This is a genomic window from Clostridium sp. CTA-5 (assembly GCF_054768135.1).
In genome coordinates this window covers 392,406-408,655 of record NZ_BAAAAT010000001.1, presented here as the reverse complement: position 1 = coordinate 408,655, position 16,250 = coordinate 392,406, and the positions used below count along the sequence as shown (strand labels likewise).

Here is a 16,250-nt window from a genome sequence, read left to right as displayed (position 1 = left end):
TATAGTTATTCCGAGTATAATACTACATCTCATCCGGGAACATTTTTCTCAATTCCTTGTATTCATCTGGGTTCGAATCATGTAAAAAAGTATTTAAATTTGCCAATTTACTTGTTGCTCTAAGTAAGGCATATATTGTATCACCCTCTTTAACAATATCATTCGAATAGCATTTCATACATTCAGCACAAGATTTTTCTGGATCAAAAAGATCTATATATTTTTTTCGTTGTTCTTCGTATTTTTCTAATTTTTCATTGTAGTTCTCACTTTTTTTCTTTCCAGGTTTTCCAAGAAGAATATTGGTTCCCCCATTGCAAAAAAATTTATTTGTTTCTTCTTTGTTAATCTCTTGTTTAAAATATTCTTTACTACAAACTACATATCTTTTTGCATGATAATAATCTCCCAATTCTCTTAACAACTCTTCTACATACTCTTTCCCACCCATTTTGCTATAGTGGTCATACGTATCTGGATAAATACTCAATACCACATGAAAATTGTTAGGAACCTCTTTTCCTAAGTCTTTATGAGTTTTTAATATATCAAATGCTTTTATATATGCAACAAACTGAATCTCTGGATTTCGTTTCATTATCCTAATCCATTTACAAAAGTATTCATAACAATAAAATTCACCAATCGAATGAATTCTTACTATTTTTTGCCGTATTGTTTTTAGTAATTCACACATCAATTCTTCAAATTCATCAGTTAATGAGATTTCATAATTCTCCAGGGCTATTCTGTCTGTCTGGAAATAATCTTCCTCATTTTCTGACAAACTAAAAACACTATTTCCATAACAATATTTTTTACACAAATCAGTTGCTCCTTTACATACTCCTGACTTTCTTTGCTCATTAGGAATATAAAAATTAGCAATTTCACCTAATAGACCATTACTTTTTGCAAATTGTAATCCCATATCTTTGTCATCCTTTTCCTTTTCTATTTTAGTATTATTCACTAAGGATCCTGCTCTACTTTATTTCCAAAGTCTCTTCCATATATTTTCTAAATGCATCATTGTTCCAAAATCCTAATCGTATTCCATCGATACCTCTTGTAAGAAGCACATAATAGATATTCATTACAAACAAAGTGAATTCAAACTGGTTCTCCTTGATATCCATTTCCTCAGCAGTAAATGTTCCATTAGTGTTGAAGAAATTATCAGGATTTGCTACTAATTTTCTATCACTTCCAACCTGGAGGTCAGCGCCAATAAGAACTCCAACCTTATTTAAATCAATACCTTGAACTGCAAATACTGAGCCCATCTGTTCTTCAGCATCTGGTTCTTTACTATTAATCCAATTTTCCTGTGTTGAATTCCATCTGCGTGAAATATCACCTTCATGCCAATGTGTAATACTTTGGTCTTTTCCATCACTCTGTTTCCAGTCTTCGACCAAGCCTGCTAACACACGGTTAATATGCTCTGGATTAAAATTCAGATCTTCATCTAGCCAGTCAATCAACTTATGTAGTGGTTGTTCTGTCACATATCCAAAATAAGCATCTACGCTCTTATCACTAAATAATTCACGGTTAAAGCTTGGATTATAATTCGTGAGATGTGAATCCAATAATCCCGTATCCTTATAAAGAAGATACTTAATTCCATTTATATAATCATCTGATGTATATGTCTTTCCCTTAGGAGCCTGAATTCTAAACTGTGTCGTTAAGAATTTTTTTTCGTAACCCTTGGTTAAAGACTGAAACATATCTCTAGTAACATTTGCTGGTCTGATAGCTTGCAACACATCATACATTAGAATTATCTGGTTACCTAATTTCCGAATTATCTCCAAGTGAGATTCACAGTTGTTAAACTCAGCTATCTTATAAACAGCATTAAATGATGGGTGCTGTTTCCCATACTTTCTTGACATTTTGTGCGATTCATCAACGATTATGACATCATACTTTTCATGTGTTGCAATAAGCTTAGTTGCTGTCAAAACAGATAATCTGCTGCTGTTCATGCCATATACTTTAAAGATGCTAGCGCCTGTCTTCTCCCAGTTCGGCTGAACAACAACTCCAACTCTCGCATCAGGTCTATCTTTTAGTATACTTGCAACCAAATGAGTCAGAAGAACTGTCTTTCCTGTTCCAGCATCTCCATTAATAACGTAACTTTTATCTGGATTATTGATTATCTCTGAAATCAACTCACCCTGCTCAGCTGTTAAAACCTTTATTGGACTATACTTTACAAGTTCCCTAGTTCTTAATTCGTCAAGTGTTTCCGTAGAAGCCCATCCCTTTGGAAACAATACATTTTCCCATAATGGCAGTATTACTTCAGATGCAACATCTTCTCTTCCTGCGTATTCATTCACGCTATTACCGCCGGTTCTATTAATGACTTCATCATTGTCAAACTCTACTGTATTCTTTGTTGCCTTCTTATTATCAGCAGTAAAATATGTAATTAACTGACTTTCTACATCATCGAGTGCAGATCGATTGAAGTATCTTGAGAAAACGACTATCACTTGATTAAAGTCTGCTGTATTGAACTTTTCTTCACTACCTGAATAATGTTGTTTATGTCTATCCACGAAATGAATTGTTTGTCCAATATATATCTTCTGGGCTTTTGTTCCCCTATAAATATAAATGGCATTTTGAAGTCGTAAGGCCTTTTTTTCAGCTTCACTTTTCTCTTCAAAATCTACCAACTCACCATTTATTATTTGTAACTCAATAATATTGAATTTTGCCATATATCCTAAACTCCATTCATTACAATTTATCGTACTTAGTAGATACTCCCTTTGCCTTCTCCACTGGATATTTCTTCTCTGTCTTATCCATCTTTGCATTTACAATATCAATAATATCTACGTTCAATACTTGAGCCATTTGAATACAATAATTTGTAACATCAGCCAATTCTTCTAAAACATCGGCTCTATCATATTCGGCATCGCTCCACTGAAAACATTCCAAAAGCTCATTAGCTTCAATTGAAATAGACTTTGCAAGGTTAGAAGGGGTATGGAACTGATCCCACTCCCTCTCCTTATTGAATTTATCAATTCTGTCACTTAATATTTCTAATCTTTCCATTGTTCTCTTCTCCTCATCCGAGCTTAATGCCGTAAAATCCAGCGAGCTGTCCTAAACTTGCAAAAATACCAGCATTCTCAAGTCTTTCTTTTCTCTCAATTTAATTATTTCGCTCTGCTCATTTATAAAATTAAACTTTTATATCGACTAGCTTTAGTTTAACTAAAAAATATATTAAGTATAGAACTAAGATTTTATCATGTTTCACTAGATATTGTTAATTCTCTGCTCACTCTATACTGTATTGCTCGTAATATTTGAAGTGCTGTGCCATGTCTTGTAAGTAAGCCTAAAGGAACTATATTGTTTTCTTCGGCTATAATTTCTTCAGCACGTGCCCTTACGTCTGGATTGAGTATTACGTTAGTATTTGTATAATCTTTTACTGTAACTAACTCCCTATAGCATTTAGCTATTTTTATTATGTAATACTCTCCCTTATATTCAAATAATATTATATAATCCCTCGTCTCTGTATTATAATATATAGTTCGTTTACTTTCTTCATTCATAAAATCAATCCTCACGTATAAAATCATATATTTATTACGCACAACAATCCTTAGCTTTTAAAATAATCTATTAATTACTCTTTCGAATTCGGCATCTAATTCTTCATTAGACATTTTCCATATTTCCTCTTTTTTCTTTTTTAGTTCTTTATCAATTTGTTTTCTATCCTTGTTTGGAATCATTTCCAAAGTGCCATCAGCTTTTATTATTCTAAAATATTTTTCTAATTCATTAATAGTTACCACACATGCATTTATCTCTGAATATGCTACAAATTTTCCATTATCATACATAGGTTGTTGCATACAATACTTTATTGCACCTGTGCTAAAATCTGTTACAAAAAATGTACATTGCCAAGGTTCATCCCCCATTGGAATTACATTTTTACTTTTTCCTACATACTTATAATTGTTCTCTGAAATATTCATTATTTTTCCCTCCCAAATTTTAGTATTATGAAATATTCATTCTCTAAATACCTTATAAAATTCCTACTTTATTTTGGCTCAGATACTATATCAAATAACTTATCTAAATAATCAAACATATCACTATGCTCCTTATCTTTACAACAACATTGCACTTGTTTCATATTCGTATATCCTAAACTTCTTAATACTTCTAGTGTTACTTTATCGCTATCTATCTGTTTTATTTTCTTAATTAAGTAATAACCTTCTTTATCATCAATTAACTTTTTTCTTTTCTCAGGATGATATTGATATTTTCTATCATCCATGACATCTTTTGAATTAGCACCTACTCCAACAACTTCACATTTGTATCTAAAGTTGCTAATTGGTTTTGTTAACCACATATATACTATATCGCCTATTGTCAATCCTTTTGTAGCTTTGCGTATAGCAAATGGTAATATCTCATTTTCATTATAAGCGTCTATCAAATTATATCCAATTGCATCTTTTTCATTTACATTTACTGATATCGCAATTCTCATATTATTTATCCCTCCAATTGCAATTTGTTTCAATCGTATAATGCGCCTCTTTCTTTGTTACTTAATTGATCTCTTGTACATTTCTATTATTTCTTTATTAAATGTTTGAAATCTTTCTAATTCTTCAATTCTTTTCTCAATTATTGTTTTTTCTTTCGGTTCATTATCACCACAAATATCATCTTCAATTAATCTTGTAATAATCCTTACCTCTGGCATACAACTTTCAAGATATGGAATAGATGAATTAATCCACTCTATTGTCTTTTCATCAAGAATTTCCTTCGTAGCCTCTTTTAATAAAAACGAAATCCATATCCTAGCAACTTTATCTATATTTTTCACTATTTCTAAGATTCCATTAATGCTTTTCATTTCTGAATGATTTGGCAATTGATTTCTTATATAAAAGAAGTCATCTTTTTCTGGATTTAGTTGTTCTAGAACAGTAAATATTGAAGCAAAATCTTTGAATGGATATTTTTCATTTGGCCAACTAGTACGATGATCCCACAGTTTCAAAATGGCTTCAAAGCATTTTTGTTCAACTTCTTCTTTTTCTTTTCCACTGCTTTTTTTCACAGTCTGCATTTGCTCTGCAATATAAAACACCATCCAATTTGTAATCATATCATTACTATCATCTAATTCTTTTATCAACAATTCCCCTAATTTTTGTTTATCACTATTCATTTCTCAATTCTCCTTCTTCATCAAACACATAGATTCTATGCTTAGATGGAGTATACACGTAATCGTCATGGCTACCATAATTACGTTCAATACTTCTATCAATTTGTACTTCAAAAATTATAAATAATCCCGTCATTTTAACTATCTGCTTTAATGCCTCTTTTGAGATATTCAATCTTTTTCCTAATAAATATTCTGTTTCTCTACGTCCTTCATATGGGACACTCCATACATAACGTTTAATCTCATTCTGTGAAAGTAATTTTTGATAGTCTTCTCCTATTTTGCAGTTCCAATCACATATCTCTCCTGCCCAAGGATCAAATCCATCAATTCCACGTTCGGTATCTATATCATCTACTAATCCTTTTAATTCAAATGGATTATCGTTATATTCCCATTCTTTTTCACTATAACCTGGAAGTTTATAATCATGTGGATCATCATAGTTCATTAAAGCAGTAATTAATGAGCTTGCACCTTCCTTTGAAACAAGCGCTGATGATATAAAAACCTCCTCCTTATAGCCATCATCCTTTATTTCCCAATATCCATCTAAACAAATAGACTTTTCTTCACATTTTATTGCTTGAATAAAATCTAGTTCCATAAGACTCTCTTTCCAATTACTATCTTTTTCTTTTTCATACCACTTTAATATATCTTTTGGTATTACTTCTCTACTATCAAACAAAAAATAGCCATCTTTACGAGAAATTCTATGTCTCATTAACCATTTATCCCACGGCTTTTCTTCCCAATCATAAAAATGAATAATAGGTCTTTCTTTTAATAACTCAGCAGCTACTACTAACATAGCGTGAAAAGATAAATAAAAATTATATTTCTCTATACTAGGGTATGAACCATGCGAGTGAGACGTTTTTTCATAGTATCCATTTTTCTCCCACAAACCATATCTCGGATCTGTTTTATACCCACCATCACTATTAATATTCCACACTTTAGTAATTATTTCACTAGCTCGCTTTTGAACGTATTTCTCTGAAACACCAAAGACTCTTCCTAATGGTTCAAACCAATACCTCTCAAAATCATAGCCATGATAAAACTTAATTTTTTCAGTATCTATTTCTTCACTTTGTTCTTCAATATAATCTTTTTTATCTATAATTCTGAATGGGCTTTTCACGCTATTTATTGCTTCTTCATATGTTTCTGTGCTATATGACTTTGGAAATGTTTGTTCTATTGATATAATAATATCTACCGCATATTTTTGTATTAACGCATGTGGCATAAATTTCACAGCATAATGTAAAAATTTTTCTTTATAAGGTAATAGAATTTCTGCGTTATCTTTTACAACCCTTTGTAATGCAATCAATAAATACAAATGAGAATGTAAAATGTAGTGTGTATATTCCCTATGGCTAAACCATTCAAGCTTTTCCTGCGTTGTAACTTCTATCAGCATAGCAATTTCTTCTTTACAATCAAATTCTGCTAATCTTACTATTGCATGTACAGCTTGCCATCTTACCGCTGCTTCCGGTGAACCTAACGCAGTCCAAAGAAATCTTGCTAGTTGAACTTTAGACTCTGGATATTTAGATGCTTTTTGTTCTCTAATACCATCTCCAAATTCTTCTGGAATATGTAGTTCTAATCTTGCTAATGCAAAATTTAGGATATCCTTTGCCTCCTCAGAATTCAAAAAGCATGTTGAAGTACTTACATATTCAAAATAGTCATCTATGTTCTCTAACGATGCTGATTGAGATATCCCCATTAATATTCCTTCATATATAATCTTTTTGCTAGGCTCTTTAATTACAATATTATTTAACAATTCCTCTCTTGCATATTTATTTAACAACGGGTGAGCATATTTTATTCCTATAAGTTGCAATATACTTTTCCATTTCTTATTAAAACTAGGTTTTTGAAACCACATCTCAGGTATATATTTTATTGCTTCACTCATATTCCAGTACTTAAATTCTGGTAACTTGATAAGTAGCATAAGGAAATCTGCGTACCTACCATCTGGAACGTTTCTATATAATGTATTCCAAAATATTTCTTCATTTCCATAAGCATTACCGCTCTTACGAAAACGTTCAATTAATGTTGAAATCCCATTTTCATTCATAAGATCTAAATCACCAAACAAAGAGCAAACCTCTTCTTCTGTCATTACATAACGATTAGTAATTTGTGAATTACTAGAATATTTATTTTTAATATTATAATCTATTTCCAGTAAATCAAAATAATATTGTCCCTTCAACTTTATAATTTTCGATATTTCTTGAACTATTTCCATCTCAGCACAAACCTCTGAATAATCAAGAACTTTCCTATCTAATATAAATGCGGACAAAGACCATGCTGCTTTGGGCGCCATATATCCATCCCTTACAATTGCAGTGGCAACAACAGGAAATAACTCATTCATCCACCCTATTCCTCGTTCACGCCAACGACTTATTGCAGCTAGTCCTTCTGCTGGCGATAGCTGTGTACATACTCTCACCGCTTTATTTCTATCCCAATATTTTTCTCTCGCTACATTATCTCCAACCATTTCAGCACAACGAATAAATCGATACGCCAGATCACTTTCTCTGCAAAATCCTTCTGAACACTTTTCTGCTACATCTGCTATTGCTCTCCATCTATTAGGCAATTCATCTCCAAATTGAGAAACTGCATTTACCGCCATATCAAAATATTCTGTTGCATCATTTAGACTTACATTCAATACAGTTCTTGCAAGGGAAACATACTCATCTGACATATTTTCAGCTTCTGCTGCCAATTTTTTTATTCTTTCGAATGTTAAATACTCCAAATTATCATTTACTGTTTTAAGATGTATAAGCCTTTTGGTTGCTCTTAGAAATTCAATTTGACTTGATATTCTAAAATGTTCAATATTTCTTACTACATTTTGATATATTTCTTCTACCTCATTCTTAGCACTATTATTACTAAATATTAAAATATCTGCACGTACCTGTGCTATATCATACGGCAGCCTATCATATTTCTGATAACGTACTTGCAAACTTTTAGAAGTTTCATTCTCTATTTGGTTAATCTTATCCAGTATATTATCTTCCAATCTCAAAATGCAATTCAACCTAAGCTCATACCAAGGAAATAAAATAGAATAGACTTTCTTAAACTCTGCCTCCTCATCATGTCTGTTGCCTTTAGGTATCCATGAATCATCTTCTATTAGGAAATTCATACAATACATAATTACTCTGCTTCGAAGAAATTCTTCTCTATCATCAGTTCCTGAGAAATTATCAACGAATGAATGACTTGCTTGTTGTGGTAAATACTTCTGGACAATTTTTTTTACTTTATCACTTTTTAATGCATGATACATACAAGCTTCTACATAAGCTATAATAGCCATTGTTCTATCATCTTTATATGTACTATGATTATGAAGAGAAGAAATCTTTGTAATTGGCATCTTTTTAAGGCACTTCTCTAATACATTTTTATTTACAAATAGCCCCACCCTCTCCAATTCATAGTTAATTCCTAAGATACCATACAAATTAAAACACACTTGTTCACTCAACTCATTTATTTCATCTAAATTTCCAAAATCAATTAATCGCTTTGTAAACAATCTAAATAATTTAAATACAATTGATGGTGGTTTCCACCCTAACATGAACCTTCCTGCCTCTTTTAATCCATAAAGGCAATAACACGTATAAGCTAATTCTGCAATTTCTTCATCTTCCAAGCAAAATGCATCATGATTATCTTTTTTACTATAATACTCATTTAAATATATATGCAACCATTCATTTGCTGCTCTAAAATAACTCAAAGCTTCGCCTTTACATTCTGCTATACTTGCTAACAATGAAGCTGTATATATGTTTTCAGAACCCACCCAGTTTCCACCTAAAGTTCTCTTGAACGCTAAATCTTGTACCTTTTCTTTAGTCTGTAAAATTGGAATTAAATCAATGTTTTGTTTAAACAATTCCGTTTGTCTTTTATTCCCAGCACTTTCTTCTCCTGCAAGTAGTGCCAATTTTGTTGCATCTGTGTATTGTTTGGACTTCAATGCTGCCTTAAATGCAAATTGTAGTCTAAATAACCTTACATTTCGTATTTCTATAGGGTTATCAGTTGGAAGGCATTTATCTGATAGAGCCAACTCTACTAATTCTTGATACATCTCCGCTTGAAGATATAAAACAGGGAGAACCTCTGCAACATAAACAGATTTATTAGCCAGCTTTTGTATTGTGTCTATAAATAATATGATTTGCTCCTTATTTCCAGCATATGTTTTTCGGAACCATGATTCCGTTGGCTCATCTCGAAATTGAACTACATCATCTAGAACCCATAATGCTCTTCCCAAATCCGAGATAAAACTTTTTATAACTACCTCTTCTACCTTTGAAGCATTTGCCAATATATCAATTGGGATAAATGGTGGCAGTGTGGCTAACCCACAACAGATAGTTTCAATCTGTTCTTTGAAATCCTCTGTAAGTCCCTCCTTTATTGTTTCTACAGCTTTTTCTAATTGATATTCAATTAAACCTTCTACCGTTGTTCCTTTTGGCCCAAGGTACTCTAATACAGCTTTCTTCTTTCCATTTGCAAAGGTAATAGCATTAGATTGTACACGCGGATTTCCATCTGTCAGTCTATGTATTTCTAGGCATTCTTTATCTGAAACACCTTTTATTCTTTCCTTCAAATATACCTTAGTTTCATCTTCCGAAAACGGTAATAATTGAAATTTCTTTGTACTTAAAAGAGGCTTTAACAAATGAATTCTTTCAGTTCTACATAACATGATCAAATGACAATATTGAGGCATTTTTTCTCTTATTAATTCATGTACAAAGCAACTGTCTCCGAATTCCTTTGCTGCCATTTCTGCATTATCAGCCGCATCAATAACAATATATAATTCTCCTTCTTCATTATTCTTTCTTATGTTCTTTACAGTTACAGATATTCTTTCAAAAAAAGTATTTAGAATTTCATTTTCTTTAGCCGATGCCGATACAAGCATTGGATCACATAAGCCCTTTGTTGATAATTCATTAACAATTTGAGTTAATGCAACTCTATAGCTATGCCTAATTTTACTACGGTTCCGATATTTACCTAACCCAAAACAGTCATATAAAATTGCAGTACCTTTATCGCCTATAGCTTGTTCAAGAGCCTTGGCAAAAATGCTTTTCCCTACTCCACCTGGTGCATGTATAATAATATTTTCATCCGTTCTTTCTATTTTTCTCATTAAATCTATATATTGTTCACGCATAACAATATTGCTTAGTTCCTCAAATTCTGGAGGTGCAGGATACAGTTCTTGGATTGAAGCATATCCAAGCCTCTTTAAAACGTCTTCAGCACAAACTCTACCATCTGAGTCTGGCAATGCTTTATCGGCTATCATTGCTATCAATGTATCTACTTGTGGATGTTCTAATTGACCTGCTATCAATTTTCCCATTTCAAAATATAGGGTATTCCATTGTTCCTTATAATCACCGTATCCATCTAACAACCGCACTCTCCCACAAAAGTCAGAAAGTAAAGTTCCATCAAGTTTCGTATAGGCTTTCATCTTTTCCATAAATTGTTTTGAACATTGTTTATTGTCTTTAATCTTTAAAAGATTGTTCTTCATTCGTTGAGAAATCAATCTATTTGTAATCACATAAAAATAAACATTATTAGAATTTTTCCTTTTTTTATGTTCTAAATACCTCTCTGCAAACCCTTTAATACTATCTTCTAATTTTGCTAATGTAAAAGGATCTTCCTTTCTGACAGTAGTATGCTTTAATTGATAATAATGAATTTCTTCGTTCTTTTCTGTAGTAACATATTCTGCAACATCAATAATATATTCTCCTGCTGCTTTTGGTTCTTTCGAGTTTTCAATGGTAATCATATTAACCTTTGATAGAGGATGTATCATTTTTAAGCATCTTAATGCAGCCCATCTATAATGGAATGTATCTCCTGCTCTTGAAAATCTAACTAAATCATTTCCAATTTGTTCACTCATGTTAAATTCATCCCTTCTCATTCTTTTATTCCGCAGTAATGGCCTAATTATTAACTTCTTCCCACAACAATACATAACTACTATAATTATACATCTTATTCCAAATATAATCAAAAATATTGGTTGTCGTCCACAAAATTCCAGAATTTATTGTCATAGTGAAAGTAATACATACACAACCCTATCAAACTTTATTATAATTATCTATTTGTAAACTGTTTTATATGCCATATAAAATATCGATTTTATTCCAAAGAAAAAGAAGAGATTTTCACTCTTCTTTAATTTCAACAAATTCATCATTATCCATTTTATACATTTTCTCTATATACTTTAATCCTTTACTAATTTTTATATTATCAATCGACATATTTATTAGATCTTGAGAATCTAACAATACAATATTGTGCTCATTACCATACTCTTCAGCCTTTTCAGTAAATCCATTGTGACTAACAAACAATAGTTGTTTACATTTCATTTTTATCATTTCATTTGATTCTATGGACATATATATATCATCCTTAATCAATTGCTTAAGTTCAAATGGTTTAACTTGTTCAGAATAACACTTTACTTGTCCATGTATACACATTTTTCTACTTTTTTTGCTATTAAATATATTTATTTCTTCCACCCCTATTATATCAATACCACCGTCACAACTCTTTTTTATGCTTATACATTCTATTCCCAAATCATCCAGAAATTTTAATACTAATTCCTGATAAAAGTATCCCTTCTTATTTTTATCTTCTTTTTCTAATACACATTCTAACATTCTAGTATAAGTTTCTTCTAGACTTTTTAGCTTATTTCCATTAGTTTTTATAAAGAAAAGCGGATAAACATTTTCAATGCAAATGCTTCTTTTAATCTTATTATTATCCAATTTTTGTTCTATTATTTTTATGAGATTATCATAGGATGCTGAATTTCTGTTAATCAATTCTTTTTCTATTAAATCATTTTCTATAGTACATACCTTGGATATTTCTGTAGCATGATCTAATATATAGTCAATAACTTCTTTCTTATCATCATTAAAATTAGATATGATGTATTTAGCAAGTATCTTTAATATACTTTTCTTAATCATTTTTGCATATATCCAAACACTTCAGCAGTTTTTCACTTCTTATATTTATCTCTAAGAGTTTTTCTTTAAAGCTTATTGCATAATCCTGATTTATAGGAAATGATTTCAGTACTTTTATTACACTATCTATTTTACAATTAATTTCTTTTATCTCTTGTTCTTCATAGTCTAAATTTGACTCTAATATTGATACTATACTATCTGAGGCATAATCTGAAGCTTTATAATAGTCTTGAATATCTTTAAACTTTTGTAATAAATCTTCGAGATCGTCAGACTTATACTTTCGTATTAAATCCCTCAACTTTTTTGAATTTATATTTTCACTTCTTGCTATTTCCACTATTTTAGGAAATATATACAATAATTCTTTTCTCTTCTCAATTATTTCCTCGTCATCATCCATCGATTCCTTATTATCCCAGATAAACATCCCCTTGTCATTTAAATATCCAAATAAAGTTCTTATATCATTGCTTTGTTCAAATATTTCTAAATACTTAAAGTCATGCTTATCCAATTCCTCTACATTCTCAGTCAACACTTTATAAAATACATACCTAAAAATGGCGCCTTTAACTCTAGTTAATGATATTCCAATTTGATCCCCAAGTTCCTTAAAAATTTTATTTTCTAATTTAGCTGGATCTATTTCCTTAATTAACTTATAAGAATCATATAGTTGTTTGGACTTTGGGATTTCATTCCAATCTGTTACTATCATAACATTATCTATACTTTGTAATCTCTTTCTATTTTTGAGATACTCAATATCGCTTTCATCATCAGATTTTTCTAATATAACAACTTTTAATTTCTCATTAATATTAAAGGTTTCTCTCATTGAATCATCTAATAAACATGCTAAACGTGTATTCCCATCAACTGTAATATATTTTTTCCCTTTTGGTATACTTCCAATTAACGCTCTCTCATTTTTAGTTAATTCATTAATAGGAGCAATCGCTATCTTATTTGACCAAATTAATCCAGTTCTCATTCCAACTAACAATTCTCTGGCCTTTTGACCATGCATTAATATTTCCCTTATTTCCTCTTGTGATTTATCAATACGCCCTCCAAATCTTGGATTATCATTATCCAACATAATTTCCTTAATTAATACTTCCTTGTCTAATTCCTTCACTAAACTTTCCCTCTTCTCATTTAATATTATTGTAAATTATTACCATTCCTAATAATAATATACCTATATAGCTTTAAAGTATACTTTAAAATTAACTTCTTGCTTTTATTGGAACAAAAAAGGCATAGAAATCACTTCCTACACCATTATTTTCATCTAATATCTTCTTATATTCTATTTTCTGTATAACCATAAATATATATATCAACACTGTTCTCTATGAAGCCTCTTTCTCTAGCACCTATTAGTGTGTGGTACATATTATCCCTTCCAACAACATTATCTGTATGAATATATACTTTCCTTGGACTTATTCCATTCTCACACATATATTTGACGACATCATAACCATTCTTCTCAACTCCATTTTCATCTATACCTAAGTCATGATCTAATGATAATATGTTTATTTTACTAGTATTTAAAATCTCAATAGCTTCATCATAACTTCTTGCAATACTAAACCCATCTGGACACTTTCTTAGGTCATCCACATACAAATTAACTAAGTCCATATTGGAAACACCCCTTCTTGTTATATTTATGTAACTCTATTATAGCCTAATGACTTCTCAAAGCAAATTACACAGCTTTAGCAATATTGTCTAATTTCTCTCTGGGTTGTGTAGATTCAACAGCTGGTATTAAAACAATATGCTGACTTCTTCTCATAAATGTATTCCTACCCCGCCCCTATACATAAATGATATTTAATAGGGGCATTAGAATGATTTTAGTCTTATTTTATTCTGTGTTATGTGACTACAACTCTTTAATAGCTTGTATAATGCCTTAGAATTGATTGCGCTACCCATGTAAAATGAAGATTTTATTCCGATAAAAAAAAGTACCCTATTTCAGATACTCAATTATTATTTAGCCTTACGCTTGTTATTCTCTCTTATGAGTGTACTCTTACTTATTCCTAAGAGTTCTGTAACCTCTGTATAGCTTTTATCTCCACCATTTACACTAAGCATTGATAATGCATTATCTAGTTGTTTTGATGTATATTCCTTTGGTCTGCCTTCCTTAAATCCTTCTTTAGTCCTTGCAATTGCTTTTCCTGTTTGTGTACGCTCAACTATTGTATTACGCTCCATTTCTGCTACTGCTAACAATGTAGTTAGGAAGAATTTACCCATGCTTGTATTCTCCAACAGTCCAACATTAAGCACATGAACGCTTACGCCTTTATTAAATAGCTCTTGTACAAGTTCTATTCCTTCAACTGTATTACGTGCTAACCTATCCAATTTAGAAACAACTAACATATCATTAGGCTTTAAATCTTTAATTAGTTGGTTCAATATTGGTCTGTCTGTTGTTGTTCCTGTAAATTGTTCCTTATATATTATTGCATTATTATACTTTTCTAATATAACACCTTCTTGTTGCTCAAAACTATTATTCTCTAGTTGTCCTTTACTTGACACCCTTGCATATCCATAAATCATAACTTAAAACCACCTTTTCTACGTTTTGTTTTGACACTAAGTATTGACACCTCGCTATACCCTTATTATAGGTCTTTACTTCTTCGGTGTCAATACTCATAAGTTATGACACTTTCATTGCTTTTTGCAATAAACAAAGAAGTATTTTAGATTAAATACTTCTTATGTTGATACATAATTTAAGAAGATTCCAAATTAACTCAACAATAAATTGGAATTTGTGAGTTTTGTGTTATAAACATAATGAGAAGTTCATGTCTTTATATAAAAATTAATTTTGTTATATTATTCCATATATGCTAATACTATTTCAAAGCCTTTTGGGAATCAAATCAAATTCTGGACTCAATTCATCAAAGATCATTTTATATACAGGTATATTTAATACATTAGCAATTTTAATAATCTTGTCTGCATAGGATGGCATACAGTTCATTCCAATATATATTTCTTTTGGTACTGCTGACACATAAGGCATCCCTTCTGCTATAGCTCCTGTGGTACAGCGAAATTCATTTTCATAACTCCACGAAATATGTTTTATATTACAAAAAAATGATGTCAAAAACACTAATGATAAGTCATCCAATATTATCTGCTTTTTACCCTCTGCCGATTGAATATCCAATTCTCGAATAATTTTTTTCACTTGTTGATCCATTAAACTAGTAATGTCAATGCGCTGATTTGTATATTGAACTGGAAAGGTGCAACCAGATAATTGTACATTACTCTTCATATCATATGACACGCAAAAACCTGCATGATTATTTGCATAATGTGCCCACATTGGCATCGAATATACGTGGTTAGATGTTAATGAAGATACCTTCGTAAATGTTGAAAAGTCATCAATCAGCTTTCCATTATGTTCAGTTAGCCGTTCATATTTTTTTAATTCATCAAATCTATAAAAATAAGCCTTATTATCAAATGGATCGTTCAAATATTTAACGTCGGACATAAATATCTTTTTTTGCTCCAATGTATGTAATTTCTGCTCATTCAAATCAGTGTCATCTGTCAACGAATAATATTTAAACAATGTGTCTGGTATGTATAGACGCGTAACACGATAGATAGTATTAAAAACTTCATTCTTATTTGATGATGTATTAATTAAAAACATTGCTTTAAGATAATCCATCGGATTATCTATGCGCCATTTTTTAATATCAAAATCTTTTTCGTCTATTTCTTTTTCTGGAATTGCATATTGAACATCTTCTATTTTCAATAATTCG

Annotated in this window: 13 protein-coding genes; all 13 read right to left on the bottom strand. The window is 30.9% G+C overall.

Translation table 11 applies throughout. The annotated features are described in order from the left end of the window. Positions 1 to 22: 22 nt before the first annotated feature. The 13 genes from ACYUET_RS01820 to ACYUET_RS01760 all read right to left on the bottom strand — a co-directional run bounded on the left by ACYUET_RS01820 (position 23) and on the right by ACYUET_RS01760 (position 16,243). Positions 23 to 973, bottom strand: coding sequence for a GP88 family protein (locus tag ACYUET_RS01820; RefSeq protein WP_460277460.1), 951 nt, complete (start codon positions 971 to 973; stop codon positions 23 to 25). A 13-nt stretch (positions 974 to 986) separates the two neighbouring features. Continuing rightward, the gene (locus tag ACYUET_RS01815; protein ID WP_460277458.1) at positions 987 to 2,744 is read right to left on the bottom strand and encodes a DNA/RNA helicase domain-containing protein; all 1,758 of its coding nucleotides are present in this window, start codon (positions 2,742 to 2,744) and stop codon (positions 987 to 989) included. Between the two features lie 19 nt (positions 2,745 to 2,763). Continuing rightward, positions 2,764 to 3,090 carry a nucleotide pyrophosphohydrolase gene (locus tag ACYUET_RS01810; protein ID WP_460277457.1) on the bottom strand — a complete coding sequence of 109 codons (327 nt, stop codon included), beginning with the start codon at positions 3,088 to 3,090 and terminating at the stop codon, positions 2,764 to 2,766. A gap of 197 nt (positions 3,091 to 3,287) precedes the next feature. Further along, positions 3,288 to 3,602: a hypothetical protein gene (locus ACYUET_RS01805; protein ID WP_460277455.1), complete on the bottom strand. Its 315-nt coding sequence runs from the start codon at positions 3,600 to 3,602 to the stop codon at positions 3,288 to 3,290. A 57-nt stretch (positions 3,603 to 3,659) separates the two neighbouring features. Next, on the bottom strand, positions 3,660 to 4,034 hold the full coding sequence (locus ACYUET_RS01800) for a hypothetical protein (RefSeq protein WP_460277453.1): 375 nt from the start codon (positions 4,032 to 4,034) through the stop codon (positions 3,660 to 3,662). 68 nt (positions 4,035 to 4,102) lie between these two features. Continuing rightward, on the bottom strand, positions 4,103 to 4,564 hold the full coding sequence (locus ACYUET_RS01795) for a hypothetical protein (RefSeq protein ID WP_460277452.1): 462 nt from the start codon (positions 4,562 to 4,564) through the stop codon (positions 4,103 to 4,105). A gap of 57 nt (positions 4,565 to 4,621) precedes the next feature. Continuing rightward, positions 4,622 to 5,257 (bottom strand): hypothetical protein, encoded by a 636-nt coding sequence (locus tag ACYUET_RS01790; protein ID WP_460277450.1) that lies wholly within the window; start codon positions 5,255 to 5,257, stop codon positions 4,622 to 4,624. Beyond that, positions 5,250 to 11,303: a P-loop domain-containing protein gene (locus ACYUET_RS01785; RefSeq protein WP_460277448.1), complete on the bottom strand. Its 6,054-nt coding sequence runs from the start codon at positions 11,301 to 11,303 to the stop codon at positions 5,250 to 5,252. Before ACYUET_RS01785 ends, ACYUET_RS01790 begins: the two co-directional genes overlap by 8 nt. Positions 11,304 to 11,574: 271 nt before the next feature. Then, on the bottom strand, positions 11,575 to 12,402 hold the full coding sequence (locus tag ACYUET_RS01780) for a restriction endonuclease (protein WP_460277446.1): 828 nt from the start codon (positions 12,400 to 12,402) through the stop codon (positions 11,575 to 11,577). Beyond that, entirely contained in the window at positions 12,395 to 13,549 is a 1,155-nt protein-coding gene (locus ACYUET_RS01775; protein WP_460277445.1) for a hypothetical protein, read from the bottom strand. Before ACYUET_RS01775 ends, ACYUET_RS01780 begins: the two co-directional genes overlap by 8 nt. A 167-nt stretch (positions 13,550 to 13,716) precedes the next feature. Further along, entirely contained in the window at positions 13,717 to 14,064 is a 348-nt protein-coding gene (locus ACYUET_RS01770) for a cyclic-phosphate processing receiver domain-containing protein (RefSeq protein ID WP_460277443.1), read from the bottom strand. A gap of 357 nt (positions 14,065 to 14,421) precedes the next feature. Beyond that, complete coding sequence (locus ACYUET_RS01765; protein ID WP_460277441.1) at positions 14,422 to 15,006, bottom strand: recombinase family protein; 585 nt, start codon at positions 15,004 to 15,006, stop codon at positions 14,422 to 14,424. A 310-nt stretch (positions 15,007 to 15,316) separates the two neighbouring features. Further along, positions 15,317 to 16,243: a DUF2971 domain-containing protein gene (locus ACYUET_RS01760; RefSeq protein WP_460277440.1), complete on the bottom strand. Its 927-nt coding sequence runs from the start codon at positions 16,241 to 16,243 to the stop codon at positions 15,317 to 15,319. Positions 16,244 to 16,250: the final 7 nt, after the last annotated feature.